We start from the raw sequence: 26,075 nt of genomic DNA on the forward strand, positions 1-26,075 counted from the left end.
TGCATTTCTTTCATTTTATATCGGATTAACACGTAATTATTTCAATGTTTATGGTTAACGTTAAAATGAGCATGTTCAACATTATTTCCCATCTCTTGGTGGAACAGGAAGACCCAAATGATGATAGGCGAGATCTGTTACGATCCTGCCCCTTGGTGTACGCTGAATCATACCAATCTGAAGCAGATACGGTTCATAAACATCCTGGATCGTCTGACTTTCTTCACCGATTGTAGCAGCAATGGTATCCAATCCTACGGGACCTCCCCGGAAGCTGTTGATCATCGATTTGAGCATCTTATGGTCAATGTCATCCAGGCCACGCGGATCGATCTGGAGACGTTGCAGCGCTTCTTCCGCCAGTGTCTGCGTTATAATCCCATCACCACGTACCTGTGCAAAGTCGCGTACTCGTTTTAACAAACGGTTGGCGATCCTTGGTGTCCCACGTGAGCGTAATGCGATCTCTTCAGCAGCATCTCCCACAATCTCCACACCCAAAATTTCTGTAGATCGTGAGACGATATAAGCCAGCTCATCAACCGTGTAGAATTCCAATCGACTGATAACACCAAATCGATCTCGAAGTGGAGCAGACAGCAAGCCAGCACGCGTTGTAGCCCCAATCAGAGTGAATGGCGGCAGATCCAGCCGAACGGAACGTGCACTTGGACCTTTACCAATCATAATATCCAATGCCGAATCTTCCATAGCGGGGTACATGACTTCTTCAACGGTACGATGCAAACGATGAATCTCATCAATAAACAAGACATCGCCTTCCTGCAGATTGGTTAACAATGCTGCAAGATCACCTGGACGTTCAATGGCCGGGCCTGACGTAGTTCGTAAATTAACACCCAATTCGTTGGCAATAATGTTGGCAAGTGTTGTTTTACCCAGTCCGGGTGGTCCATATAACAAAACGTGATCCAATGCCTCATTACGAAATTTGGCAGCTTCAATATATATCTTTAAATTTTCCTTCACCTGATTCTGCCCGATATATTCATTCAGATACCGGGGACGAAGACTCAACTCAACATTTTGGTCCTCCATCATCAGGTTCGCGGAAATAATCCGATCATCCATGTTCATCCCTACCTTTTTTTGCAGGCTACAGCTATATTATAATATGCAATTTGTATTATCCCGTAAACAGCATTTGCAGCGCCTTTTTCATCAACACATCAACGGAATCTGCTGTAGTAACATCCTTTTTCAATTTGAGCCATACTTTATCAAGCTCACTGTCAGTATACCCAAGTGCCTTGAGACCTTCACGTGCCTCATCCCAGGCTGAACCACTTCCCGACTCTTCCGATGGAGGAGCGAACAAACCTGTTGCATACGCTGCCGCGCCAAAGCTATCCAGCTTATCCTTGAGATCCAGAATCATGCGTTGTGCAGTCTTCTTGCCGATGCCTGGCAATTTGGTCAAGAACGTAAGATTCTCCTGGTAAATCGCCGTAACCACATGTTCTGGTGTACCTCCAGCGAGTATGCCCAGTGCCACTTTTGGACCGATACCGGATACTTCAATCAGTTTACGGAACAAACGCTGCTCATCCCGTGTAACAAATCCAAACAGCAACATCGCATCCTCACGCACATGATGGTGAGTGTACACGGTAATTTCGCCTTCTTGCTTCGCAAACGCAAATGGATTTGGACAGAATACGCGATACCCTACACCATGAACATCCAGCACAATATAATCATTCTCTACATGAATGAACTGTCCTCTTAGAAAATCAATCATTTTCGCAATACCTCATTCAACTTGGAATTTAATGTATAAGAGTGTGCGTGGCACACGGCTACAGCCAATGCATCCGCTACGTCATCCGGCTTAGGAACGACCTGAAGACGCAAGAACATTTTGACCATCTCCTGTACTTGCTTCTTCTCTGCTTTACCGTATCCAACAACAGCCTGCTTGATCTGCATTGGCGTATATTCTGCAATAGGCAAACCCTTCTGTGCGGCAGCGAGTACCATAACGCCTCTCGCCTGACTGACAGACATTGCTGTTGTAACGTTCCGATTGAAAAAAAGTTTCTCCAGCGCTACTGCGTCCGGTTTGTATTTATCAATCAATTGCACCATACCTTCATATACGTGAAGCAACCGTTCCTCTTCAGGGGTATGAGCTTCCGTCTGAATACATCCATATTGTACGGGTACCACCTTACTGCCGATTTTATCCACAAAACCAAAACCAACAATCGCAATCCCCGGGTCAATTCCCAAAAAACGCAAAACCATCTCTCCCTCACAAAAGCGAACATATGTATCGTTCATTTCATTATAACAAAAGATAGACCCTGCGGCAGGAAAAACTTTGTCTAACTGATTACTCGTCTTTATTCGTGGATTTTTTACATGTTTATTCGTATTTTCAACTATTTCAGTTCAAACGACAAAAAGGACATCTCTTCGATGTCCTTCATCATATTCCACATATTTTTGGGTCTATCGCTTGGTTACGTAACCACCAATGTTATTGCTATTGGCACCGTCGTTTCAGTACTTCACAATTTTAATACCGTAGGCGAGGACGTTTGGATTACCCGCCATTACGGATTAAATGGTGATCTTCATCCACGGCATAGTCACTGAACGTAGAGATTACGCTATCATATTCATCCTTGTCCTGAATCCGAATACCCTGCTGCAGTTGCTCTAGTACGCCTTCAGGCAAAGAACTCTCCAACGTCCCAACATCCAACTGAAAGAACGTACGAATAACCTTCTCTTCTGCAGGCTTACCCTCGTACAAATTAAGGTTCCCTACAGCATCTATGCTGATATAAGCCTGTTGTTTACAATGCGGTGAAAGGTCATCTACACGTTGCTTCAAATGCAACTCATCTGATGTTCCAACGGTAGCATCCCATTCCGGATGTTGAGCTAGCAGCATCTTCAACTGTGGTCTAGCCATCTTGCCTAACTGCTCTGTTTCCAATCCGCAGATGTACTTTGTCTCCAAAACCACACTTGTTAAATGATCCGGATCAGAATCAAGTTGCTCTACTAACGCCTGAATCTCCTGTTCTGATCTTGTTTCCTGCGTAACAGGGCCCATCACACTGGTTGCCTCACTAAAATTAGTTGTCAGCAAACGCTCAATCGCCGATGAGATGGACAACCCGCTGTAAGCCAATATCGTAACTGCAAGCAAAGCCGCCGTTATCCATACTGTTCGTTTCCACCGTCTCCAGCGTCTCTTGAATTGTTTTCTGAAGTTAAACGTGTTCACATGAACCCCTTCTATCACTTTTTAAACCTATTGTGACCTAAAGAACGAGGCTTTATGCACAACTAACTTGTGGTCTGAAGAAGGAACAGACATGTGTTAGCTTAGAGAATTTGTCATAGTTAATATCGAACTTGCATTTATAGAATCTTATATTGATAAATATAAAAAAAACACTATCTAATTATAGATAGTGTTTTTAGAGATCGGGATGACACGATTTGAACATGCGACCCCCTGGTCCCAAACCAGGTGCTCTACCAAGCTGAGCTACATCCCGTTATATATACCGGCGAGAGGACTCGAACCTCCACGGTTTCCCACTCGATTTTGAGTCGAGCGCGTCTGCCATTCCGCCACGCCGGCAAATTTGAAGTTATAATGGCGCGCCCTGAGAGATTCGAACTCCCGGCCTTTTGATTCGTAGTCAAACGCTCTATCCAGCTGAGCTAAGGGCGCAAATATTGGAGCGGAAGACGGGAATCGAACCCGCGACCCTCGCCTTGGCAAGGCGATGCTCTACCGCTGAGCCACTTCCGCACACGGTATTATTAATATAAAAATGGCGGAACCGACGGGATTCGAACCCGCGATCTCCTGCGTGACAGGCAGGCATGTTAGGCCAACTACACCACGGTTCCAGATCACTTTCTCAAAGGAAAGTATAATTGCGGGGGCAGGATTTGAACCTGCGGCCTTCGGGTTATGAGCCCGACGAGCTACCGGGCTGCTCCACCCCGCGTCGTTATAAAGTTTATATGGTGGAGGCTGAGGGGATCGAACCCCCGACCCTCTGCTTGTAAGGCAGATGCTCTCCCAGCTGAGCTAAGCCTCCATATTATGATCCGTAGGGGATACTCTCACTTCGTTCGAGACTGCGAAGCAGTTGCTAACGAGGTATATCCTCCGACGAACCTTTGGGATTCTCATCCCTTGTTGAAGCTATAAATATAGCTATGACCCGTAGGGGATTCGAACCCCTGTTACCTCCGTGAAAGGGAGGTGTCTTAACCCCTTGACCAACGGGCCTTACTGGCTCCCCGAACAGGGCTCGAACCTGTGACAACTCGATTAACAGTCGAGTGCTCTACCAACTGAGCTATCAGGGAATGGTGGAGCCAAGCGGGATCGAACCGCTGACCTCCTGCTTGCAAGGCAGGCGCTCTCCCAGCTGAGCTATGGCCCCATACTCTGGTGTATTTCTTGTTTTGGTCTTGCTATGGGCCCTGGTGGACTCGAACCACCGGCCTCACCCTTATCAGAGGTGCGCTCTAACCAACTGAGCTAAGGGCCCTTATCAATTTTCGAAAAAAAATACCCCAATGGGGTTTCGCTTGGCGGCGTCCTACTCTCCCAGGACCCTGCGGTCCAAGTACCATCGGCGCTAGAGGGCTTAACGGTCGTGTTCGGGATGGGTACGTGTGGAACCCCTCCGCCATCGCCACCAAACGCATAGCTTAGCTTACATTCAGAGATCGTTCTCTGAAAACTAGATTCGAAACGAAACATGCGAATTACAACTTGCTATTGGATAAGCCCTCGACCGATTAGTACTGGTCAGCTCCATGCATTGCTGCACTTCCACCCCCAGCCTATCTACCTCGTCGTCTTCAAGGGGTCTTACATACTGGGAAATCTCATCTTGAGGGGGGCTTCACGCTTAGATGCTTTCAGCGTTTATCCCGTCCGTACATAGCTACCCAGCGGTGCTCCTGGCGGAACAACTGGTACACCAGCGGTACGTCCATCCCGGTCCTCTCGTACTAAGGACAGCTCCTCTCAAATTTCCTACGCCCACGACAGATAGGGACCGAACTGTCTCACGACGTTCTGAACCCAGCTCGCGTACCGCTTTAATGGGCGAACAGCCCAACCCTTGGGACCTACTTCAGCCCCAGGATGCGATGAGCCGACATCGAGGTGCCAAACCTCCCCGTCGATGTGGACTCTTGGGGGAGATAAGCCTGTTATCCCCAGGGTAGCTTTTATCCGTTGAGCGATGGCCCTTCCATGCGGTACCACCGGATCACTAAGCCCGACTTTCGTCCCTGCTCGACTTGTAGGTCTCGCAGTCAAGCTCCCTTATGCCTTTGCACTCTTCGAATGATTTCCAACCATTCTGAGGGAACCTTTGGGCGCCTCCGTTACTCTTTAGGAGGCGACCGCCCCAGTCAAACTGCCCACCTGACACTGTCCCCGCACCGGATTACGGTACCAGGTTAGAACCTAGATACGATCAGGGTGGTATCCCAACGTTGCCTCCACACAAGCTGGCGCTCATGCTTCAAAGGCTCCCACCTATCCTGTACAGATCGTACCCAAATTCAATATCAAGCTGCAGTAAAGCTCCATGGGGTCTTTCCGTCTTGTCGCGGGTAACCTGCATCTTCACAGGTATTAAAATTTCACCGGATCTCTCGTTGAGACAGCGCCCAAGTCGTTACGCCATTCGTGCGGGTCAGAATTTACCTGACAAGGAATTTCGCTACCTTAGGACCGTTATAGTTACGGCCGCCGTTTACTGGGGCTTCGGTTCACAGCTTCGGATTGCTCCTAACCACTCCCCTTAACCTTCCAGCACCGGGCAGGCGTCAGCCCGTATACTTCGCCTTACGGCTTCGCACAGACCTGTGTTTTTGCTAAACAGTCGCTTGGGCCTTTTCACTGCGGCCCCCTCGTGCTATTCACACTACCGGGGCACCCCTTCTCCCGAAGTTACGGGGTCATTTTGCCGAGTTCCTTAACGAGAGTTCTTCCGCGCGCCTTAGAATACTCTTCTCGCCTACCTGTGTCGGTTTGCGGTACGGGCACCATCACCTGGCTAGAGGCTTTTCTTGGCAGTGTGAGATCATGACCTTCGCTACTATAATTTTCGCTCCCCATCACAGCTCAGCCTTACGATGTGCGGATTTGCCTACACATCAGCCTCACTGCTTAGACGGACATCCATCAGTCCGCGTCACTACCCTACTGCGTCCCCCCATTGCTCATAACGGCTTACGGTGGTACAGGAATTTCGACCTGTTGTCCTTCGACTACGCCTTTCGGCCTCGCCTTAGGTCCCGACTTACCCTGAGCGGACGAGCCTTCCTCAGGAACCCTTAGGCTTTCGGCGGATCAGATTCTCACTGATCTTTTCGTTACTCATACCGGCATTCTCACTTGTATAATGTCCAGCGCTCCTTACGGTACACCTTCAACCCTTATACAACGCTCCCCTACCCCTGATGCAAAGCATCAAGCCATAGCTTCGGTGGTGTGTTTAGCCCCGTTACATTTTCGGCGCAGAGTCACTCGACCAGTGAGCTATTACGCACTCTTTCAATGGTGGCTGCTTCTAAGCCAACATCCTGGTTGTCTGTGCAACTCCACATCCTTTCCCACTTAACACACACTTGGGGACCTTAGCTGATGGTCTGGGCTGTTTCCCTTTTGACAATGGATCTTAGCACTCACTGTCTGACTCCCGGAAGTAAGTCTATGGCATTCGGAGTTTGACTGAGCTTGGTAACCCTTGCGGGCCCCGCACCCAATCAGTGCTCTACCTCCACGACTCTGTTTTCCGAGGCTAGCCCTAAAGCTATTTCGGGGAGAACCAGCTATCTCCGAGTTCGATTGGAATTTCTCCGCTACCCCCACCTCATCCCCGCATTTTTCAACATGCGTGGGTTCGGGCCTCCAGTGCGTGTTACCGCACCTTCACCCTGGACAGGGGTAGATCACCCGGTTTCGGGTCTACGTCCACGTACTACATCGCCCTATTCAGACTCGCTTTCGCTGCGGCTCCGGCTCTTCACCTTAACCTTGCACGGGAACGTAACTCGCCGGTTCATTCTACAAAAGGCACGCCATCACCCCTAAAACGGGCTCTGACTTTTTGTAAGCACACGGTTTCAGGTTCTATTTCACTCCCCTTCCGGGGTGCTTTTCACCTTTCCCTCACGGTACTGCTTCACTATCGGTCGCTAGGAAGTATTTAGCCTTGGCAGATGGTCCTGCCGGATTCATACGGGGTTTCACGTGCCCCGCACTACTCGGGATCCGTCTCGGAGGGAACCAACTTTCAACTACAGGGCTTTTACCTTCTTTGGCGGGCCTTTCCAGACCTCTTCGCTTAACCGGTTCCTTTGTAACTCCATGTGAGACGTCCCACAACCCCAAAGAGCAAGCTCTCTGGTTTGGGCTTCTCCGCGTTCGCTCGCCGCTACTGACGGAATCACTATTGTTTTCTCTTCCTCAGGGTACTTAGATGTTTCAGTTCCCCTGGTATGCCTCTACATAACCTATGTATTCAGTTATGAGTAACTGGAAATTACCCCAGCTGGGTTTCCCCATTCGGACACCCCCGGATCAAAGCTTGCTTACAGCTCCCCGAGGCAGTTTCGTTGTTCGCCACGTCCTTCATCGGCTCCTAGCGCCTAGGCATCCTCCGTGTGCTCTTAGTAGCTTAACCATTTTGTTCCGGTTTCGGTCGCTCGCTTCCCTTGGTTTGGACTACGTCCAAATCCAAAAGTCGCTCTCACCCGATACCATCACAAAAGCAATTTAACTACCTTTATAAACACTTCACTTGTTTACACAAGATCAGCTTAAAGGAATGTTCTAATTCGCGTTTGTTTCGTTTCGATATCTAGTTTTCAAAGAACAAGCTCCATGCAAAAGCAAGCTGTTTGAGAGTTTGAGCTCTCAAAACTGAGCAACGAGTGAGTGTTTTACAGCTAAGCTGCATATTTGAATGTTTCCGTTGCAGGAAACGATTCTCCATAGAAAGGAGGTGATCCAGCCGCACCTTCCGATACGGCTACCTTGTTACGACTTCACCCCAATCATCTATCCCACCTTCGGCGGCTGGCTCCTTGCGGTTACCCCACCGACTTCGGGTGTTATAAACTCTCGTGGTGTGACGGGCGGTGTGTACAAGACCCGGGAACGTATTCACCGCGGCATGCTGATCCGCGATTACTAGCAATTCCGACTTCATGCAGGCGAGTTGCAGCCTGCAATCCGAACTGAGACCGGCTTTGTTGGGATTGGCTCCATCTCGCGATTTCGCAGCCCGTTGTACCGGCCATTGTAGTACGTGTGTAGCCCAGGTCATAAGGGGCATGATGATTTGACGTCATCCCCACCTTCCTCCGGTTTGTCACCGGCAGTCTATCTAGAGTGCCCACCCGAAGTGCTGGCAACTAAATATAAGGGTTGCGCTCGTTGCGGGACTTAACCCAACATCTCACGACACGAGCTGACGACAACCATGCACCACCTGTCTTGAATGTTCCGAAGAAAAGGTACATCTCTGCACCGGTCATTCAGATGTCAAGACCTGGTAAGGTTCTTCGCGTTGCTTCGAATTAAACCACATACTCCACTGCTTGTGCGGGTCCCCGTCAATTCCTTTGAGTTTCAGTCTTGCGACCGTACTCCCCAGGCGGAGTGCTTAATGTGTTAACTTCGGCACCAAGGGTATCGAAACCCCTAACACCTAGCACTCATCGTTTACGGCGTGGACTACCAGGGTATCTAATCCTGTTTGCTCCCCACGCTTTCGCGCCTCAGCGTCAGTTACAGCCCAGAGAGTCGCCTTCGCCACTGGTGTTCCTCCACATATCTACGCATTTCACCGCTACACGTGGAATTCCACTCTCCTCTTCTGCACTCAAGTCACCCAGTTTCCAGTGCGATCCGGGGTTGAGCCCCGGGATTAAACACCAGACTTAAATGACCGCCTGCGCGCGCTTTACGCCCAATAATTCCGGACAACGCTTGCCCCCTACGTATTACCGCGGCTGCTGGCACGTAGTTAGCCGGGGCTTTCTTCTCAGGTACCGTCACCTTGAGAGCAGTTACTCTCCCAAGCGTTCTTCCCTGGCAACAGAGCTTTACGATCCGAAAACCTTCATCACTCACGCGGCATTGCTCCGTCAGGCTTTCGCCCATTGCGGAAGATTCCCTACTGCTGCCTCCCGTAGGAGTCTGGGCCGTGTCTCAGTCCCAGTGTGGCCGATCACCCTCTCAGGTCGGCTACGCATCGTCGCCTTGGTGAGCCGTTACCTCACCAACTAGCTAATGCGCCGCAGGCCCATCCCCAAGTGACAGATTGCTCCGTCTTTCCAGTTTCCTTCAGGCGAAGAAAACAACTATTCGGTATTAGCTACCGTTTCCGGTAGTTGTCCCAAACTTGAGGGCAGGTTGCCTACGTGTTACTCACCCGTCCGCCGCTAAGTATCAAGGAAGCAAGCTTCCTATCAACTCCGCTCGACTTGCATGTATTAGGCATGCCGCCAGCGTTCGTCCTGAGCCAGGATCAAACTCTCCAATAAAGTATTGAAAAGAGCGATAAGCTCATTTTGAATCTGACGAGATTAAAAAATCTCATTTGTGCTCCAGTCGATTCAAGCCAAGGCTTGTTTCAAACTTTCGCGTTCATTCTGCAAGCAGAATGTTTACTCACTCGTTGTTCAGTTTTCAAAGATCAAACTTGTTTCATCATCTCTTGTGTTTCCCGTGCCAGCCGTGTGTTTCAGCGGCGACTTAAATAATATATCATACGGCTGAATGTAATGCAACAGTTTTTTTCATTTCTTTTCTTTAGTAGTTTTGCATTAGCTAAAGCTATCATATCCGTTCCCTAATCTTGTCCTATCATATTAGGTTACGCTCATAGGGTACAAATATTTTAACACATTTATGAAAGGGTTTTCAATAACTTCTTAATAAAATGCTTTCTATCATTTCCTGAGCAACTATATCTCCGTTATGCGCAACTCAATGTTCACTCAGGTAAGCGGGAAGCCAGCTCTCTATTACAGAGCTGGCTTCCCGCTTATATAACAGGTACCTCACTTATTCATCAATCGCAATCCCCAGGTTAGTTTTGTATCCATGGATTACGACGCTTTTTATCGGATTTCCGTTGGTTGGAAGTAGCTGCACCCTCTCTGGATGTTTTCCCGGACACGGATACCTTGGATTTATTCTTCAGAGGAGTCTTGTTTGTTCTGCGTTTTGCAGCGGCCGGCTTACTCCCTGCTTGCTTGGACTTCCCTTCCGAATCTGATCCAACCTCTTCAATTGCTACCTGACTTAAGTTAGCGTCTTCACGCCCCCCTTTTTTGCCACCCTTCCCTTGCCCCTGAGGAGGATACATTTCACCAAATGCTCCAAGCGGGGACGGGGGAACCATGTTCTGAGTAGGGTACGGATTCTGATAAGCATACTCAATAGGCTGGTTTGGCATCGTTGATGTGGACATTTCAGGCGGCATACCGTACGAAGGACCGTACATATTCCATGCCGGATCCTGATAACCATGAGAAGGATAAGTATACTGAGGCATATGTGTATGTGAGCCACATCCGCATGGAGGGTACGGAAGCATTGAGTATGGAGATATGAAAGGCGGCTGATGATTCATATGACTAGGTGCTGAATACGTTGGGAATGGACTATTCACTTCGCCAGCTGGCGCAATCGGAAATGAGTTGTTTTGCATTTCTGCGGACAGATTCGGCATAGCGTTATTGTGGTTATAACCCTGCTCCGCGCCAGTCCACGGACTGTTAGGCAGATCACTGCCACTATAAGGACTAACTTCCGGAATCCCTGGAAACGACGCATTGTTACTCGCTCCTGCCGTGTACATGTCTTGCTGAGCACCATACACCTCTTGTACAGGAACCGGGATTTGAACATAAGGGTGCTCGGCTGGCGCATGATGCAACTTATTACCACAACCACAAGGTTTTTTCGTTGCTGGTGCAACCTCAGTTGGAGACTTTGTGTTAGGCATTACAGGCAAAGGCATACTTTCTGGCGATAGATTAGGCATTGTGTATTTCTTGGATTCTGCTACCGGTTTTACATAAACTTCGGGTTTAACCTCTTCTTTTTTGTGCGTTTCCTTTTCGGGTTTCACTTCAGGAAGCTCCGGTAACTGCGGCAGTACCTCCAGTTCAGGCTTCACATTCGGCTTCTCCGTATTGACTGGTGGTGGAGCAGGCAGCGGGACCGGAACAGGAACAGGTACAGGAACCTCTGCTACCGGAGCAGGGGGAGTTGGCGCTACTGGAGCCGGTGGTTCCGGTTCTTTGACTCCCGTGTATTCCTTACCTTCAGGTGACAACTTTTCATGAGCAGCAATATTGCTGGCACCCGAATTAGATGTGCTGTTTCCTTGTGCGTGCATAGATGGAATATAAACTGTCTCCCCCACCAGCAGAGCGTTCGGATTTTTCAACTGCGGATTGGCATTGACCATGTCTTTTAAAGGAACTCCCCAGGCTTGTGCCAACTTCCATAACGAATCTCCTTGCTGCACCTTATGACTGTGGAGCACACCCTCCGGTTTCGGTGTTACTGGCTCGGCAGGAATTTTGACCTTCATGCCAATATCCAACTTGTCGGGATTTGTGATTTGCGGATTAGCCGCGATCAATTTGTCCAGCGCTACATTGTATTTTTGGGACAGCAGATATAATGTGTCGCCTTTTTTCACCATGTGTATTTTCACAGGGAACTAACCTCCTAGACGTCATACTTGGGCAGTACATTCGCCCATACCGTTACTACATCCTATGCAGAAACCGGGCTAATGACATCAACTAAACAAAAAAAATCCTCCTGTCTCCAAAATCCCCATACACCAGGTATGCAGAATTTTATCGGACAAGGAGGATTCCTGTTCCCTATGTTATGCAATTCTAACTTAAGATTCCCACACTTTATATCCATCTTTGTCAACAATCTGACGGAATGCTTCCAGCAGTCTCAGCGTTACCGGACCTGCTACTCCCGTGCCAATTGTTCTTCCATCGACTTCATATGCAGCGATAACTTCTGCAGCTGTCCCGGTGAAAAAGACTTCGTCTGCGATATACACATCATGCAGGGTGAATGGCACTTCTTTTAATTCAAGCTCGAGTTCGCCACATAGATCGATAATCGCTTGACGTGTAATCCCTTCAAGTGCTCCGAGATAACAAGGCGGCGTGTACACTACACCATTTTTGATGATGAAGATGTTATCACTTGAACCCTCAGTAACGTAACCTTGGGAGTTCAGCATAATTGCTTCACCAGCACCTGAATAGTTAGACTGGATTTTAACCAGGATGTTATTCAGATAGTTTAACGATTTAATTTTCGGATTCAATGCGTCCGGAATGTTCCGGCGTTGGGATACCGACACGGCTTTCAATCCAGTAAGATACGCTTCCTCCGGATAGATCGCCAATTGCTCCACGATGATGATTACGGATGCCTTAGGGCAACGTAATGGGTCCAACCCCAGATTACCAGGGCCACGCGATACAATAAGACGAATATAACCATTACGCATATCATTACGGCGTACCGTTTCAGCCATGACTTCCAGCATCTCATCAATGGACAGCGGAATGTTCAAACTAATGGATTTTGCCGAATCATACAAACGATCCAAGTGGGCCTTACATCTGAAAATATTTCCGTTATAGATCCGAATACCTTCGAAAATCCCGTCTCCATACAAAAATCCATGATCATATACCGAAACAGTTGCGTTCTCTTTGGTCACATATTGACCATCCAAATAGATCCATTGTTCTGCCACCGATGACTGCACCTCCATAAAATATCCATTCCCTGTACTCCGAAACGTTATTAACCCGTCCATTGTACACCAAATGACAAGCCATTACTCGCTCATTCTACCCCGACTTATGACAACCTTCTAACATTCCCAAACACCATCAGGTCAATTATCTCGAAGGATATGTATAACAAGGATAGCTACCCAGAACGCGCACCTGACAATTCAATGCTTCAATCTCTGCCATGGCTGCGGTAAGCAATACCGAATCGACCGTTTCCACAACATCAATGTAAAAATAGTAACTGCCCAATCGTTTCTTCGTTGGACGAGATTCGAGACGGGTCAAGTTCAGCTTCCGCCAGGCAAAAGCCGACAATACCTGATGCAACGCACCCGGTGCATCTTCTGGCAACGTCACCAGCAAGCTGGTTTTTACATGATCCGGTTCACGTGGAATGTTCACAGGTTCATGGCCGATGAGCACAAAACGAGTGTAGTTGTTGTCATGATCTGTAACCCGCTCAGCCATAATGTCCAATCCATGCTTCTGAGCAGCAAGTTTGGTACCGATAGCCACCCAGCCCTTACCCGGATTTTTTTTCACAATTTCTACAGCTTCGGCTGTACTGTTCACACCTTCAAGATCGGCCCCGGGTGAATGCAGCCGAATAAAATTCTGACACTGCGGAATAGCCACAGGGTGAGACATAATCTTGGTAATTCTACCAAAGTCATACTCGCCACTCTCTGTCTTAAATTCCGAGCCATGTCCAATAACATTCTGGATGGATGGATACACCCACTCCGCTTGCATCGGAATGTCCACCTCGTTCACAAGCCAGTCCATATGAAGACTAACGGAACCTTCGATGGTATTTTCAATCGGAATGACACTGTATTGTGCAATCCCGCTATCCGTTGCTCTAAACACATCCGAAATCAGCTTGGAATGAAGCAAATCCAATGGTTCCCCGTTGAAAAGGAAATCAATTGCCTCATGAGAGACTGAGCCTTCAGGTAATACTGCAATTCGTTTCATGCATTAACTTCCCCTTTGATTCTGTCCAGAAAAGGACGTTCGTCTTGATCAGGCAGCACGGTTACACCGTCCAAATCCGGATCGAGCCACAGTGCTGAGGCCGATATGCCCTCCCGCTCCATAGTGTCCAGCAAGTATTGTTCCAATCCCGCTTTCCGGGTGTCATGACGATCTACCAAAGTCAATACGGTCGGTCCAGCTCCGCTCAGGGCAGCTCCCAACGCTCCATGATCGACGGCATGTTCCAATATCTCAGCCATGCCTGGCACCAATGATGCCCGATATGGTTGGTGAATTCGATCTGACATCGCCTTCTGAATCATATCCAGTCGTCCACTCGTCAAAGCCGCAACGAGCAGTGAGGATCTGCTAATGTTATGCACCACATCAGACATGCCAAATTGCTCAGGAATCACATTCCTTGCTTTTGAAGTAGACAGCTGGAATTCAGGTACAATAACCAAAGCCTGCAAATCCTGGTGTGGTTCAATACGTATATGATCTACCTGTTGACCATTCCATGCAGCCGTAATAATACCGCCATACAGAGATGCTCCCACATTATCAGGATGCTTCTCGAGGGATGTGGCCATATCCAGAAGCTTGGCATCGGATAAAGGTGCACCAATTAATGCATTCGCTGCTGCCAATGCACCAACGATGGCTGATGCACTGCTCCCGAGTCCCCGCGTAAGCGGAATATCGGAATACATGGAAATCTCCAATTCAGGTACGGACACCCCGGCTTCATCGAATACCATCTGGGCCACTTCGTAAATCAAATTCGATTTGTCTGTAGGCAGGCCTGTCAAATGATTGCCGTGAAGATGAAATGTTGTCTGCTCGGCAGGTTTCATTTCCAACCAGGCATACAAAGACAATGCCATGCCCAGGGTATCAAACCCCGGACCGAGATTGGCTGTGCTTGCAGGTATTTTTACAGTTACCTTTTCACGCAAACTCATACAGATTGCTGCTCCAGTTGTGCAATAGCGGCCATTACTGCTTCTTCCGTATCTTCAACAACAAGTGGCTCAGTCGCTACTGTTTTGATCGCAATATTAGGATCTTTCAGGCCATTACCTGTCAGTACACAAACTACAGTCTCTCCGCCTTTAAAGTACCCTTCACTCTTCAGTTTGTATACACCGGCAAGGGAAGCCGCAGAAGCAGGTTCAGCAAAAATTCCTTCACGAGAAGCAAGTGTACGATACGCTGTCAGGATTTGTTCATCCGTTACATAGTTGATCTGTCCACCGGATTCCTCAGCTGCAGCTACTGCCGTTTTCCAGCTCGCCGGATTACCGATTCGAATTGCTGTTGCTACCGTTTCAGGTTCAAGGATCGGCTCACCTTTGACAATGGCCATCGCACCTTCAGCTTCAAAACCAACCATGCGTGGCAGTGTGCTGGACTTGCCTGCATCTTTATATTCTTTGAAACCTTTCCAATAAGCCGAGATATTACCCGCATTACCGACTGGAATAGCCAGAACGTCAGGCGCTTCGCCAAGTTGTTCAATTACTTCAAACGCTGCTGTCTTCTGTCCTTCAATCCGGAACGGATTCACAGAGTTTACAAGTGTGATCGGATGTTTGGCTGTGATCTCACGCACAATCTCCAGTGCACGGTCAAAGTTACCATTAATCGCAATCACTTTAGCTCCATAGATCATGGCTTGGGCCAGTTTACCTAGTGCAATGTTGTTATTCGGGATCAGTACGATACAATTGAGGCCACCACGTGCAGCGTAAGCTGCTGCAGCTGCTGACGTATTACCTGTCGATGCACACATGATCGTACGGCTGCCCTCTTCCATAGCTTTGGCAACAGCCATAACCATACCGCGGTCTTTGAAAGATCCTGTAGGGTTCAAACCTTCGTATTTGAAGTAAACATTCAAACCGAGCTCCTCAGACAGATTCTCTGCATGAATCAACGGTGTATTTCCTTCCTGAAGCGTAAGCAGGGGTGTATTTTCATTAACTGGAAGGTGCTCTCTGTACGTTTGCAAAAGTCCTTGATATCTCATTGTGGGTAAACTCCTTTATGTTTTAATAATCTGAAATGATGACCTGTTGAAACGGATATGATTAACTTGTACGTTATAACTGAAATAATTGAGATGCCGTATGGGATAAGGACAATTATCCTTCGACCCGGTAAACACTCTTAATGCGGCGAATGACGCTTAGTGATTCAAAATGTTTTAACACTTTATCCATGCTTGCCTTACTTGCATTATGTGTAACGATAATGATCTCGGCATCCGGGTTGTGCTCATTCGGCTGTTGAACAACCGACGCCAGACTGACATCATATTCTGCGAAAATTTGTGTGATTTGTGCCAATACACCGGCTTTGTCGTCTACGTGTAGTAAAATAAAGTTTTTCGACACGATCTGCTCGTCACTTTGTAGTCGCTTAATCTTATAAGGCACAATTGCTTTGAGACCGTTCACGCCAAGTTTAAGGTTTTTGGTAACCGCCACAATGTCAGCTACAACCGAAGTTGCCGTTGGAAGTTCTCCCGCACCCGCACCGTAGAACATCGTCTCCCCTACAGCTTCACCGTGTACATATACTGCGTTGAACACACCGTTGACTGAAGCAATCGGGTGATTCTGTCTAACCATAGTCGGCTGAACGCTGATCGTGATCTCATCGCCAATACGGTCCGCAATACCAAGTAATTTCATCTCATAGCCCAGTCTTTTGGCATACATAATGTCTTCACGAGTTACGGAGGATATTCCTTTAACGGTTACATCCTTCAACTCCACATTGGTACGGAAACCGAGTGTACTCAAGATCGCCATTTTGCGAGCTGCGTCAAGTCCCTCCACATCGGAAGTTGGATCGGATTCGGCGTATCCCAGAGCCTGTGCTTCAGAAAGTACTTCTTCATAGGATGCACCTTCCTGACTCATTTTGGTCAGAATAAAGTTCGTTGTTCCGTTCACAATCCCCATAATGCGGGTAATCCGATCAGAAGAGAAACCTTCAATCAGCGTACGAATGATCGGAATCCCTCCAGCAACACTCGCCTCATAGAACACGTCACATTGTTTTTCCTGTGCCTTCGCCAAAATCTCTGTACCGTGCAATGCCATGAGATCTTTGTTTGCTGTTACGATATGTTTCCCACGTTCCAATGCTTCAAGAATATACTCCTTCGTCTGATCAATGCCGCCCATGACTTCAACGATGACATCAATATCCGGATGACGAATGACTTCCCAAGGATCTTCCGTAAGTTTGGCACGGTCTACAGCAATAACACGTTCTTTCTCTGTATTTTTCACTGCGATCTTCTCGATGATAATCGGCGATCCAACCTGACTGCTCAGATCCTCCTGATTCCCTTCCACAATGCGAACGACTCCCGTTCCGACAGTTCCCAGACCCAACAATCCGACTTTTACTGGTTTCACTAACGATCTACCCCCTAATGTCTATTCTTGTCTGTCAGTCCTGTATGTTAAAGCCTATTTAACCTTGGCCTACAATACGCGTGCGTCTTACTCCAGGCATATCTTGCATTCGATCCAGCATTTCACCAATTTCGCCATGAAGATGTGTCGTTTCAACTGAAATGACAACATTGGCTCTTCCCTGAAGCGGTATACTCTGATTAATCGTGAGTACATTAGCTCCATAACCAGCTACATGTCCAAGCACACGAGACAAGATACCCGACTGATGCTCCAGATCAATGGAGATCGTTACAATTCTCTCGCGCTCAAGCTGGTTGATCAGATGAATTCCATCCTTGTACTTGTAAAAGGCACTCCGGCTTAATCCGACCTGTTCAACCGCCTCATGCACTGTTTTAACATCACCAGAAGCCAGTAGTTCTTTTACCTGCATGGTCTTCACCACAGCCTCTGGTAAAATATCTTCCCGTACTAAGTAATAGCGTTCGTTCACAGAACGTCCTCTCCTCAAAGACTCATGTATTCATATAGTGGACATTATATAGGATCTATGACAAAAGGGCAATACATGACACGCCTATTTTTTGAAATACGTTCCTCACAGTATACAAGTTTATCCCTCTCCCATGTCAGGAAAAAACAAAAAAAACGCAGAGTTGCGGGTCAACTTCCCACTTCTCTGCGTTCCTATATCAATCTGTCTCTCCGCAAAAGACGGCTACTTAGTAGTAACTGCTGCCTTCCACGAATTCGAATTCAAAGTCTCCAATACGCACAATGGTGCCTTCTACAGCTCCGCGCTTACGCAACTCAGCGTCCACACCCATATAACGCAGTGTACGTGCGAGTTTCAATATAGCTTCATGTGAGTTCAGTTGCATCCGTTTCATCATGCGGTCAATCTTAGCACTTTCGACAACGAACATTTCATTCTCACGCACAATTTTGAAACCATCGTCTTCTTTTTTGTCCAGACTGTATACTTTACGTTCAGATACATCTGCTACCTCTTCAACCACTCGCTCGTCTGGAACCTGATCCAGCAGATCAGCTGCACGATACAGAAGTTCTTGAATCCCTTTCCGGGTCAAGGATGAAATTGGCATCACTTCAATATCAGGTTGAACCTCACGAACTTGCTGTAAAAATTGCTCCAGGTTCGCTTCTGAGTCTGGCATATCCATCTTGTTAGCTGCTACAATTTGTGTTCTCTCGGCGAGAAGCGGATTGTACAACTTCAATTCGTCATTGATTTTCTGCCAGTCTTCAAAAGGATCGCGTCCTTCCGAACCCGACATATCTACGACATGAACAATAATACGAGTACGCTCGACATGACGCAGGAACTCATGTCCCAGTCCGACCCCTTCATGCGCACCTTCAATCAGTCCAGGCAAATCGGCCATGACGAAGCTTCGGCCTTCTCCTACACCGACTACACCCAAATTCGGTGTAATGGTTGTGAAATGGTATGCACCGATCTTTGGCTTGGCTGACGAAACGACAGAAAGCAATGTGGATTTCCCGACACTCGGGAAACCAACCAGACCAACATCTGCCATAACTTTCAGTTCGAGTACGATGTAACGCTCTTGTCCTTCTTCACCGTTCTCAGCAAGTTCAGGTGCAGGATTGTTCGGTGTAGCAAATCGGATGTTACCCCGTCCGCCCCGACCACCACGAGCAATAACAACCTGTTGACCGTGACGTGTCATATCCGCCAGCACTTCTCCACTGTCTTCATCCAAGATGATAGTTCCTGGTGGAATGCGTACAATCATGTTCTCCGCGTTTGCACCATGCTGACTTTTATTACGTCCCTTCTCACCACGTGGGGCCTTGAAGTGACGCTGGTAACGGAAATCCATCAACGTCCGCAAACCTTCATCCACTCGGAAAATGATGTCAGCTCCTCTGCCTCCATCGCCCCCGGCAGGTCCGCCGTTTGGTACATACTTCTCACGACGGAACGAAATAATTCCGTCCCCTCCGTCTCCGGCTTTTACATAAATCTTCGCTTTATCTACAAACATTGGTTAACCCCTTCTTCCTATATTCCACACGGCATTCTGAATTGTATAAACGTATCCTCAGACGGAAACTGCTCCGTTCTGACTTTTTTTCCTTTGAGTACGGCAGTAAGCTGCCGCAGTGTTTCCGGATCGGGTGTTTGATCCCCGTCCAGTCGGACAACCACATCTCCATGATCCTGTCCGAATTTTAAGGTCAGTTTGCGAACCTCTCCCCAAGAAGACCGGCCGCCGCCATATTGATAGGCCCTGATTGCATCCGCAATCGCCCCGGTAAGTGACTCGCCATCCTCGGGAGAGACCAGAGCACTAAGCTGCAACTCATCTTCTATTTCCACATGCAAGTCCAGCGCAATTCCACTGGCGCGAAAAGACTGAAGATAAAATACGAGGGAAGGAATACCTAATCTGGAGATTCGGCTTTCTTCTGTAACCCGCTCTTTTATTCTTTCCACACATTGCAAGGATTTATCAAGTTTGCCCAGCCGAAGATATCCATATAACACCTGAAGGTCGTTCATCCAGTCGTGTCGATGATGATTTAATGAAGCAATTGCTGTTTTTTCCATGGATTGTATGATGGCTCTGCGTTCCGCCTCCGCCTGTTTCTTCATCGCATTCACAGAAATGAGCAATACTGCGACGGACCACAATGCGCACACGACGCTTGAGATCATCGCCGGATACAACATAACGAAAACCAAAGGAATCAGAAGTGAACATGCCGCAATCCACGGCACTCTTTTCCAAGATTTCATGGCTTCTCCCCGTTCTACAAAACTCGGTTGGTCTACACCCACCGTAACCAAGTATAACATGTCTTTTCTGCCAGTTCATTATCGAATAACCGTTGAATACAAAAAACCTTCGGCAAAAATGCCGAAGGCTCCTTAGGCGGAATGCCGATATTACGCTTCTACTGCTGCTGCTACAGGAGCAACATTAACAGGGTAGATGCTTACTTTTTTGCGATCGCGTCCCCAACGTTCGAATTTTACAACGCCGTCGATTTTCGCGAACAAAGTGTCATCTTTACCGATGCCAACGTTAGTTCCTGGGTGAATTTTCGTTCCGCGTTGGCGAACGAGAATGCTACCACCAGTTACAGTTTGACCATCAGCACGTTTAACACCCAGACGTTGAGCATTACTGTCACGTCCGTTCTTCGTGGAACCTACACCTTTTTTCGATGCGAATAACTGAAGATTTAATTTCAACATGATTGGTTGTCCTCCTTCTTTGCTTATTTGAATTGCTGTATTTTAATATACTTCCCGTATGACTCTGCAATATTAGAGAGCATAACCACCATGGATTCGAGTAACAATTGTACCTGGGACCAGGTTTCCCCTCTCTCTAACAAAGGTAAAGAACCGCTTAAAAAGCCATTCTTCATCTTGGCATCCATTTCGACACCGGTCAATGTTTCAATCGAATTCACCGTACCCACTGTAACAGCGGATACCCCGGCACATACGATGTCTTCTCCCCGCTTGGCAAAATTAGCATGCCCTTCAATGGAAAAACGTTCGATGTTCCCGTCCTCATCACGAAAGATTTGAACGATAATCACTTATCGCACCTTCTTTACGCTTTGATTGTTTCGATAGTTACTTTAGTGTACGGTTGACGGTGACCTTGCTTCACATGGTAGTTCTTTTTAGGTTTGTATTTGTATACGATAACCTTTTGTCCTTTGCCATGTTTCTCCACTTTAGCCGTTACAGTAGCTCCGGAAATCAATGGTGTACCTGCTGTCAAACCTTGATCGTTAGATACAGCCAGGACACGGTCGAACGTTACGCTTTCGCCATCGTTCGCAGTCAATTTCTCGATGAACAGAACATCGCCCTCTTGGACTTTGTACTGTTTGCCGCCTGTTTCAATAATTGCGTACATTTGCCTTGCACCTCCTCATGTCTCAGACTCGCCCGTTCTCAGGTGACAGTGTCCTTGCGGAACTGTTCTTATACCCGGCCAGTGCGGTTACAGCATGTGCAAGACCATTAGGCTAAACACATACTTGAAGATTATATCACGCAATATATCAAAAATCAATGCAAAGGTGAAATATATCTTTTTCCCGTACCATGGCAGGAAGAACACGGCTCCACATAGGGTAACGTACTTTCTTCCCGCACTTTCTTACGGGTAAGTTCGAGCAAACCCAGCTTGGTCCACCCCATTACAAACGCTTTGGTCCGATCCTTCTTGAGCTCGCCCTCCAACGTTGCTGCGACGTCATGCCGATTCGAGGCTTCCTCCATATCAATGAAGTCGACAATAATCATGCCACCGATATCTCGCAGGCGCATCAGACGGGCAATCTCCACTGCTGCCTGTATGTTGGTCTCTGTCACGGTCTCTTCCAGACTGTCACCGCCAGCTCCCGTATATTTGCCTGTGTTCACATCCACTACAGTCAGAGCTTCGGTATGATCAATGACAATGTATCCGCCTCCGGGCAACCACACTTTCCGGGCAAAATCCTTATTCAACTGTTCCTGCACACCATAGGCAGCAAAGATGGATTCTGTTCCCCGGTACACCTGTACTTTGGGTTGATGACCCGGACTAATTTCTTCGAGCAATGCTTTTACCTCACGGGCTTGTCCTTCACTATCAGTGATGACTTCGTCACTCCCTGGCGTATACACATCTCTGATGATTCGCTGTACCATGCTATGATCCCGATGCAAGAGGCTTGGTGAAGGCAAACTGTCCGCTTTTTCACGAATCAGATACCACTGCGCACGTAATGTTTCCAAGTCCGACTTAATGGCTTCATGCTGCTCTTCTCCAGATACGGTTCGAATAATAAGTCCTTCTTCATCCCGCCTCAGTTGCTCCCCAAGTGCCTTAAGACGGGAACGATCCCCTTCACGGGCAATTTTCTTGGATACCGCTACATAGTCAGCAACAGGCATGTAGACAAGCCAACGGCCCGGGAGTGAATAATGAGTCGTCACCCGGGCTCCCTTGCCTCCTACCGGTTCTTTCAGAACCTGAACAATGACTTCCTGACCCGGACGAAGCAACTCCGAGATGGAAGGCTTCACCTTGGGCTGCTTCTCCAGATGGGGATGCAACACATCGTCCACATAGAGGAACGCATTCTTTTTCTGACCAATATCCACAAAAGCAGCTTGCATACCTGGTAACACATTCACGACCCGTCCCTTGAAAAAGGAACCCAGCAGTCCACGATCGCGTGTACGCTCTGCCGTAAATTCCACAGCTTTGCCTTCTTCCAGAAGCGCCATTTGCATGAGGTTATGTTCATTATGTACTATCATTTGTTTCATGGCTTCACCTCTAGAAGACAATTCAAATCATCCACATCCATTTCAGTATCTTTTCAATTCTCATTGTACATATATTAACCCATTTCAGAACAGGTCCACCAGAACACTACAATTGATCACCATTTTGTTGAAAATAGGAACCGATAATCCGTTGCTCAGGCAAGACGGCCATAATTCGACCCTGTCTGTTCATCACGTATACCATATGGTATCTTTCTCTCTTTAATAGACGCAAAATAGTGTCCAAAGGTTTCGCCGGAAATGAGATTATTGGCTGCGCCAAACTGCCAGTAGCCGCGTGACGAGCGAACGCACCCTCTCGATTCATAAGAAAACGAATAAAGCGATAGGGTACATTTCGGTAATCCGTTACGTTGGAATAGAACAAAAAAAGGCCGATTAACAGAATGTTGAGCGGTAGGCCGTAGTCTCCAGTAAACCATCGGCTGATAGCATATAAAATAACCCCTACGCTACACAGAATGCTAATTCTGTAAGTCCACATTAATGTTGTATAGTAGGGTGCCCACAGACTGACAAGTGCCTGAACAATTTTACCTCCGTCCAGAGGAAGTACAGGCAGCAGATTAAAGAGAGCAATGAGCAGGTTCCCCTGAATGATATAGTTGAGAAATACCGGATCGCCCAGATTGCCATACTGCAACAGCATAACCACGCCAACCATCAGGATGTTTTGTAATGGACCAGCCAGAGCAATCATGATTTCCCGGTAGGCCGTGATCGTACCTCCATCTTCGATAACCGCTACTCCTCCAAAAGGAAGCATCTGGATCGACAAGACACGATAGCCCAGAAGTGCCGCCGCCGCAGCATGTCCACATTCATGAATGAATACGATGGCAAACAACGTAATAAGTTCAATAAAATGTCCAGTCAGAAGGGAGGCCATCATAATAATTACAAAAAACGGATGAAACGTAATACGGACTCCCCACACCCTAATCAAGGGCAACAACTTCCGCCGGGTCTACGTACTCCTCCCCCTCTTTGACTGCAAAATAGAGCGTGGCCGGTTGTTCACCACCCGTAGCCTTTAGACTCCCCACTGGATTCCCCGCCTCCACCCAATCATTCACGCTCACTTCACTTTCGTTCAGCCGACCATATATTGCCGTGACATTGCCTGTATGTTGGATGACAACTGTGAATCCACTTGCTGCATCTCCGATAACCTCCATGACACGCCCAGCATCAGAACTTGCGACCTGTATAAGTTCTGCACCTGCGGCATCCGGAACGATCTCAATTCCCTTCATGCTCAGCGCGAATGGCTGAACCACTGTGCCTGAGATCGGTTTGCCCAGTAACTGCCTTACTTTCAATCCGTTCACGGCATCCGTCGTATGTCCGAGGACCGGAAGAAACGAAGGCGTTCCTCCAAAATGCCGTTCATACCAAGCCGCTGCTGAGGCAAAATCCATATCACGATGGAGTGCATCCGCAATTACTGTTTTGGGTGATGTCGTCCACGATGTATCCAACTGAAATAGACCCCATACTCCGCCAAATATCAAAGCGCTAATAACCGTCCGTTTGAAAAGTGACTTGAACAGGTTGAATCTCGAATGCCCCCCTGGAACGAAATGACCATTCTCTTTTTTCCACAACCATTCCGGATCTCTTTCCTGTATCCCCTCACTAGGCGTAAATGGTTTTGGGTGTATGATCTCATTCTTGTCCAACAGTGAACCTAATTTCTGCTCCTGTAAGACCTCCACAGTGGCACCATCCATCAGTCGCCGAATGCGTTCTTCTCGTCTCTGCTTGATTCTGAGTTTCGTGTTCATGGAATGTCCTCCCGCCGAGGCTTGTTTACTACATCCTATGAAGAGGTGGTTGATAATATGAACAAGCCTGCCCGCAGGTAACAAAAAAAGCCGGGCTATAAGCCACGGCTGTCATGTAATCAGATAATGAATAAGTCCATTTAAATGAGTTAACCCATTCCCAAGAACTTTTTGAAACGAGTAAAAGCTCCCTTTTTCTGCTCCAGCTGCATCAATGGGACCGTATCTCCCAGAATGCGTCGTGCAATGTTGCGATACGCAATTGCCGCAAGTGAATCCGGATTCATGACCGTAGGTTCTCCTGAATTGGCCGCTTTGATGACCAGTTCATCATCAGGCACGATGCCAATCAGGTCAATATTAAGTACTTGTAAAATACCATCGATATCTAACATGTCACCCGATTTAACCATATTATTGCGAATTCGATTCACCACCAGCTTTGGTGATTGAATGTGCGAACTCTCCAGCAGGCCGATGACACGATCTGCATCACGTACTGCAGCATTTTCCGGTGTAGTGACTACGATGGCTTGGTCTGCTCCTGCTACCGCATTTTTGAAACCCTGCTCTATACCGGCTGGGCAATCAATAATGACGTATTCAAAATCTTTTTTTAATTCAAGGATAATATCCTTGACCTGTTCTGGCGACACTGAGTTTTTGTCTCTCGTCTGCGCCGCAGGCAACATATATAATTCTTCGAAACGCTTGTCTTTGACCAAAGCCTGATTCAGACGGCAGCGGCCGTCTGCAACGTCGCACAGATCGTAAATAATACGGTTTTCGAGTCCCATCACGACATCCAAATTACGAAGGCCGATATCGGTATCTACCAGACAAACCTTTTTGCCGAGCAGCGCCAGCGCTGTCCCGATGTTTGCCGAGGTGGTTGTTTTACCCACGCCGCCTTTACCCGAAGTGATCACGATCGCCTCTCCCATGAGCTACACTCCTTTAAACACATTAAAATCTCGGCGTAACCGAACGATATTGCTCATTTTGTCTATCTGCATCTGATTGTCCTGTAAGTAAGCAAATTCCATTCCGGTCTCTCGGCTCTCCCATTCATCGGGAGGACGACTGATGATATCCGCAATCCGTAGCTGCGTCGGTGCAAATACCGAAGCGGCAATAATCGCTTCCTCGTCCCCGCCAATTCCGGCATGAGCCATACCTCTGAGTGAACCCAACACATATATATCTCCGGTACACGTCACTGTGCCCCCCGGATTGATATCCCCAAGAAACAGGAGATTTCCTTCATGATGAAGCACCTGACCTGAACGCACCATACCACACATGGTTACAATCGGCGGTGGTCCTTTAACCTCCGGTTGGAGTGCAGGTGAGTCGATGGATCGAATAAGCAGATTCCCTTTTTGCTTCAATATATCGAGGATTGCTTCTTTCTGGTCCTCTGTCACTTCGCGGGCACCCAACTTGATATCCACATGAACAATCGGTCCGGTCAAAATATTTTGATGGCTGTGTTCCAGCTTATAGCGGAGCTCATAGAGCAATTCCTCGAATTCACATTGATCGTCCAACAGGAAAACCAGGCCGTCTCGGATGCCTTTAATCGTTACGTGATTCGATTTTACCGTCATAAGCCTGTCCCTCCCA

Annotated in this window: 21 protein-coding genes, 11 tRNA genes, 3 rRNA genes and 1 other annotated feature; all 35 genes read right to left on the minus strand. The window is 47.7% G+C overall.

Going from position 1 to position 26,075, the window contains the following annotated elements:
* Positions 1-81: 81 nt before the first annotated feature.
* Positions 82-1,092, minus strand: a complete 1,011-nt coding sequence (gene ruvB / locus MKY44_RS22230; RefSeq protein WP_341008628.1) for a Holliday junction branch migration DNA helicase RuvB — start codon at positions 1,090-1,092, stop codon at positions 82-84.
* 55 nt (positions 1,093-1,147) lie between these two features.
* A complete protein-coding gene (ruvA, locus tag MKY44_RS22235) occupies positions 1,148-1,762 on the minus strand; it encodes a Holliday junction branch migration protein RuvA (RefSeq protein ID WP_036616866.1) in 615 nt (204 codons plus the stop codon).
* Positions 1,759-2,262 carry a crossover junction endodeoxyribonuclease RuvC gene (ruvC, locus tag MKY44_RS22240; RefSeq protein WP_017686765.1) on the minus strand — a complete coding sequence of 168 codons (504 nt, stop codon included), beginning with the start codon at positions 2,260-2,262 and terminating at the stop codon, positions 1,759-1,761. The genes ruvA and ruvC overlap by 4 nt, the downstream gene beginning before the upstream one ends.
* 307 nt (positions 2,263-2,569) lie before the next feature.
* On the minus strand, positions 2,570-3,262 hold the full coding sequence (locus MKY44_RS22245; protein WP_341008629.1) for a BofC C-terminal domain-containing protein: 693 nt from the start codon (positions 3,260-3,262) through the stop codon (positions 2,570-2,572).
* A gap of 203 nt (positions 3,263-3,465) precedes the next feature.
* Positions 3,466-3,539 (minus strand) — tRNA-Pro (locus tag MKY44_RS22250).
* A 7-nt stretch (positions 3,540-3,546) separates the two neighbouring features.
* A tRNA-Leu gene (locus MKY44_RS22255) sits at positions 3,547-3,625 on the minus strand.
* A gap of 16 nt (positions 3,626-3,641) precedes the next feature.
* A tRNA-Arg gene (locus MKY44_RS22260) sits at positions 3,642-3,718 on the minus strand.
* Between the two features lie 6 nt (positions 3,719-3,724).
* Positions 3,725-3,799 (minus strand) — tRNA-Gly (locus tag MKY44_RS22265).
* A gap of 23 nt (positions 3,800-3,822) precedes the next feature.
* A tRNA-Asp gene (locus MKY44_RS22270) sits at positions 3,823-3,900 on the minus strand.
* Between the two features lie 27 nt (positions 3,901-3,927).
* Positions 3,928-4,001: transfer RNA gene (locus MKY44_RS22275), tRNA-Met, on the minus strand.
* A gap of 17 nt (positions 4,002-4,018) precedes the next feature.
* Positions 4,019-4,094 (minus strand) — tRNA-Val (locus MKY44_RS22280).
* 122 nt (positions 4,095-4,216) lie between these two features.
* Positions 4,217-4,288 (minus strand) — tRNA-Glu (locus MKY44_RS22285).
* 4 nt (positions 4,289-4,292) lie between these two features.
* A tRNA-Asn gene (locus tag MKY44_RS22290) sits at positions 4,293-4,368 on the minus strand.
* 1 nt (position 4,369) lies between these two features.
* A tRNA-Ala gene (locus MKY44_RS22295) sits at positions 4,370-4,445 on the minus strand.
* Between the two features lie 34 nt (positions 4,446-4,479).
* Positions 4,480-4,553 (minus strand) — tRNA-Ile (locus MKY44_RS22300).
* Positions 4,554-4,591: 38 nt separating this feature from the next.
* Positions 4,592-4,708 (minus strand): 5S ribosomal RNA (gene rrf / locus MKY44_RS22305).
* Positions 4,709-4,786: 78 nt separating this feature from the next.
* Positions 4,787-7,712: ribosomal RNA gene (locus MKY44_RS22310) — 23S ribosomal RNA — on the minus strand.
* Between the two features lie 314 nt (positions 7,713-8,026).
* Positions 8,027-9,579: ribosomal RNA gene (locus MKY44_RS22315) — 16S ribosomal RNA — on the minus strand.
* Together the 16S, 23S and 5S rRNA genes with 11 tRNA genes alongside form the textbook arrangement of a ribosomal RNA operon.
* A gap of 548 nt (positions 9,580-10,127) precedes the next feature.
* On the minus strand, positions 10,128-11,768 hold the full coding sequence (locus MKY44_RS22320) for a LysM peptidoglycan-binding domain-containing protein (protein ID WP_341008630.1): 1,641 nt from the start codon (positions 11,766-11,768) through the stop codon (positions 10,128-10,130).
* Positions 11,769-11,963: 195 nt separating this feature from the next.
* On the minus strand, positions 11,964-12,848 hold the full coding sequence (gene ilvE, locus MKY44_RS22325; RefSeq protein WP_017692630.1) for a branched-chain-amino-acid transaminase: 885 nt from the start codon (positions 12,846-12,848) through the stop codon (positions 11,964-11,966).
* 148 nt (positions 12,849-12,996) lie between these two features.
* Complete coding sequence (pheA, locus tag MKY44_RS22330; protein ID WP_047841177.1) at positions 12,997-13,869, minus strand: prephenate dehydratase; 873 nt, start codon at positions 13,867-13,869, stop codon at positions 12,997-12,999.
* A complete protein-coding gene (gene thrB, locus MKY44_RS22335) occupies positions 13,866-14,834 on the minus strand; it encodes a homoserine kinase (RefSeq protein ID WP_341008633.1) in 969 nt (322 codons plus the stop codon). The genes pheA and thrB overlap by 4 nt, the downstream gene beginning before the upstream one ends.
* A complete protein-coding gene (gene thrC, locus MKY44_RS22340; RefSeq protein WP_341008634.1) occupies positions 14,831-15,901 on the minus strand; it encodes a threonine synthase in 1,071 nt (356 codons plus the stop codon). Before thrC ends, thrB begins: the two co-directional genes overlap by 4 nt.
* A 115-nt stretch (positions 15,902-16,016) precedes the next feature.
* A complete protein-coding gene (locus MKY44_RS22345) occupies positions 16,017-17,303 on the minus strand; it encodes a homoserine dehydrogenase (protein WP_341008636.1) in 1,287 nt (428 codons plus the stop codon).
* A 58-nt stretch (positions 17,304-17,361) separates the two neighbouring features.
* Positions 17,362-17,799 carry an ACT domain-containing protein gene (locus tag MKY44_RS22350; RefSeq protein ID WP_017692625.1) on the minus strand — a complete coding sequence of 146 codons (438 nt, stop codon included), beginning with the start codon at positions 17,797-17,799 and terminating at the stop codon, positions 17,362-17,364.
* Between the two features lie 229 nt (positions 17,800-18,028).
* The gene (gene obgE, locus MKY44_RS22355) at positions 18,029-19,339 is read right to left on the minus strand and encodes a GTPase ObgE (RefSeq protein ID WP_076216952.1); all 1,311 of its coding nucleotides are present in this window, start codon (positions 19,337-19,339) and stop codon (positions 18,029-18,031) included.
* 17 nt (positions 19,340-19,356) lie between these two features.
* The gene (locus MKY44_RS22360; RefSeq protein ID WP_341008637.1) at positions 19,357-20,154 is read right to left on the minus strand and encodes a Spo0B domain-containing protein; all 798 of its coding nucleotides are present in this window, start codon (positions 20,152-20,154) and stop codon (positions 19,357-19,359) included.
* Positions 20,155-20,244: 90 nt separating this feature from the next.
* Positions 20,245-20,556: a 50S ribosomal protein L27 gene (rpmA, locus tag MKY44_RS22365; protein WP_017692622.1), complete on the minus strand. Its 312-nt coding sequence runs from the start codon at positions 20,554-20,556 to the stop codon at positions 20,245-20,247.
* Between the two features lie 23 nt (positions 20,557-20,579).
* Complete coding sequence (locus MKY44_RS22370; protein ID WP_036605912.1) at positions 20,580-20,909, minus strand: ribosomal-processing cysteine protease Prp; 330 nt, start codon at positions 20,907-20,909, stop codon at positions 20,580-20,582.
* A gap of 14 nt (positions 20,910-20,923) precedes the next feature.
* Entirely contained in the window at positions 20,924-21,235 is a 312-nt protein-coding gene (gene rplU, locus MKY44_RS22375) for a 50S ribosomal protein L21 (RefSeq protein ID WP_017692620.1), read from the minus strand.
* A gap of 14 nt (positions 21,236-21,249) precedes the next feature.
* Positions 21,250-21,334 (minus strand) — a sequence feature (ribosomal protein L21 leader region).
* Between the two features lie 56 nt (positions 21,335-21,390).
* Complete coding sequence (locus MKY44_RS22380) at positions 21,391-22,641, minus strand: Rne/Rng family ribonuclease (RefSeq protein WP_341008639.1); 1,251 nt, start codon at positions 22,639-22,641, stop codon at positions 21,391-21,393.
* Positions 22,642-22,747: 106 nt separating this feature from the next.
* On the minus strand, positions 22,748-23,608 hold the full coding sequence (locus MKY44_RS22385; protein ID WP_341008640.1) for a M50 family metallopeptidase: 861 nt from the start codon (positions 23,606-23,608) through the stop codon (positions 22,748-22,750).
* Entirely contained in the window at positions 23,601-24,449 is an 849-nt protein-coding gene (locus MKY44_RS22390; RefSeq protein ID WP_074096243.1) for a M23 family metallopeptidase, read from the minus strand. Before MKY44_RS22390 ends, MKY44_RS22385 begins: the two co-directional genes overlap by 8 nt.
* 149 nt (positions 24,450-24,598) lie before the next feature.
* Positions 24,599-25,393 (minus strand): septum site-determining protein MinD, encoded by a 795-nt coding sequence (minD, locus tag MKY44_RS22395; RefSeq protein WP_017692616.1) that lies wholly within the window; start codon positions 25,391-25,393, stop codon positions 24,599-24,601.
* Between the two features lie 3 nt (positions 25,394-25,396).
* Entirely contained in the window at positions 25,397-26,059 is a 663-nt protein-coding gene (gene minC / locus MKY44_RS22400) for a septum site-determining protein MinC (protein WP_017692615.1), read from the minus strand.
* Positions 26,060-26,075: the final 16 nt, after the last annotated feature.

Origin of the sequence: Paenibacillus sp. FSL R7-0026, from assembly GCF_038004485.1 — a bacterium.
Lineage (GTDB): Bacteria > Bacillota > Bacilli > Paenibacillales > Paenibacillaceae > Paenibacillus > Paenibacillus xylanexedens_A.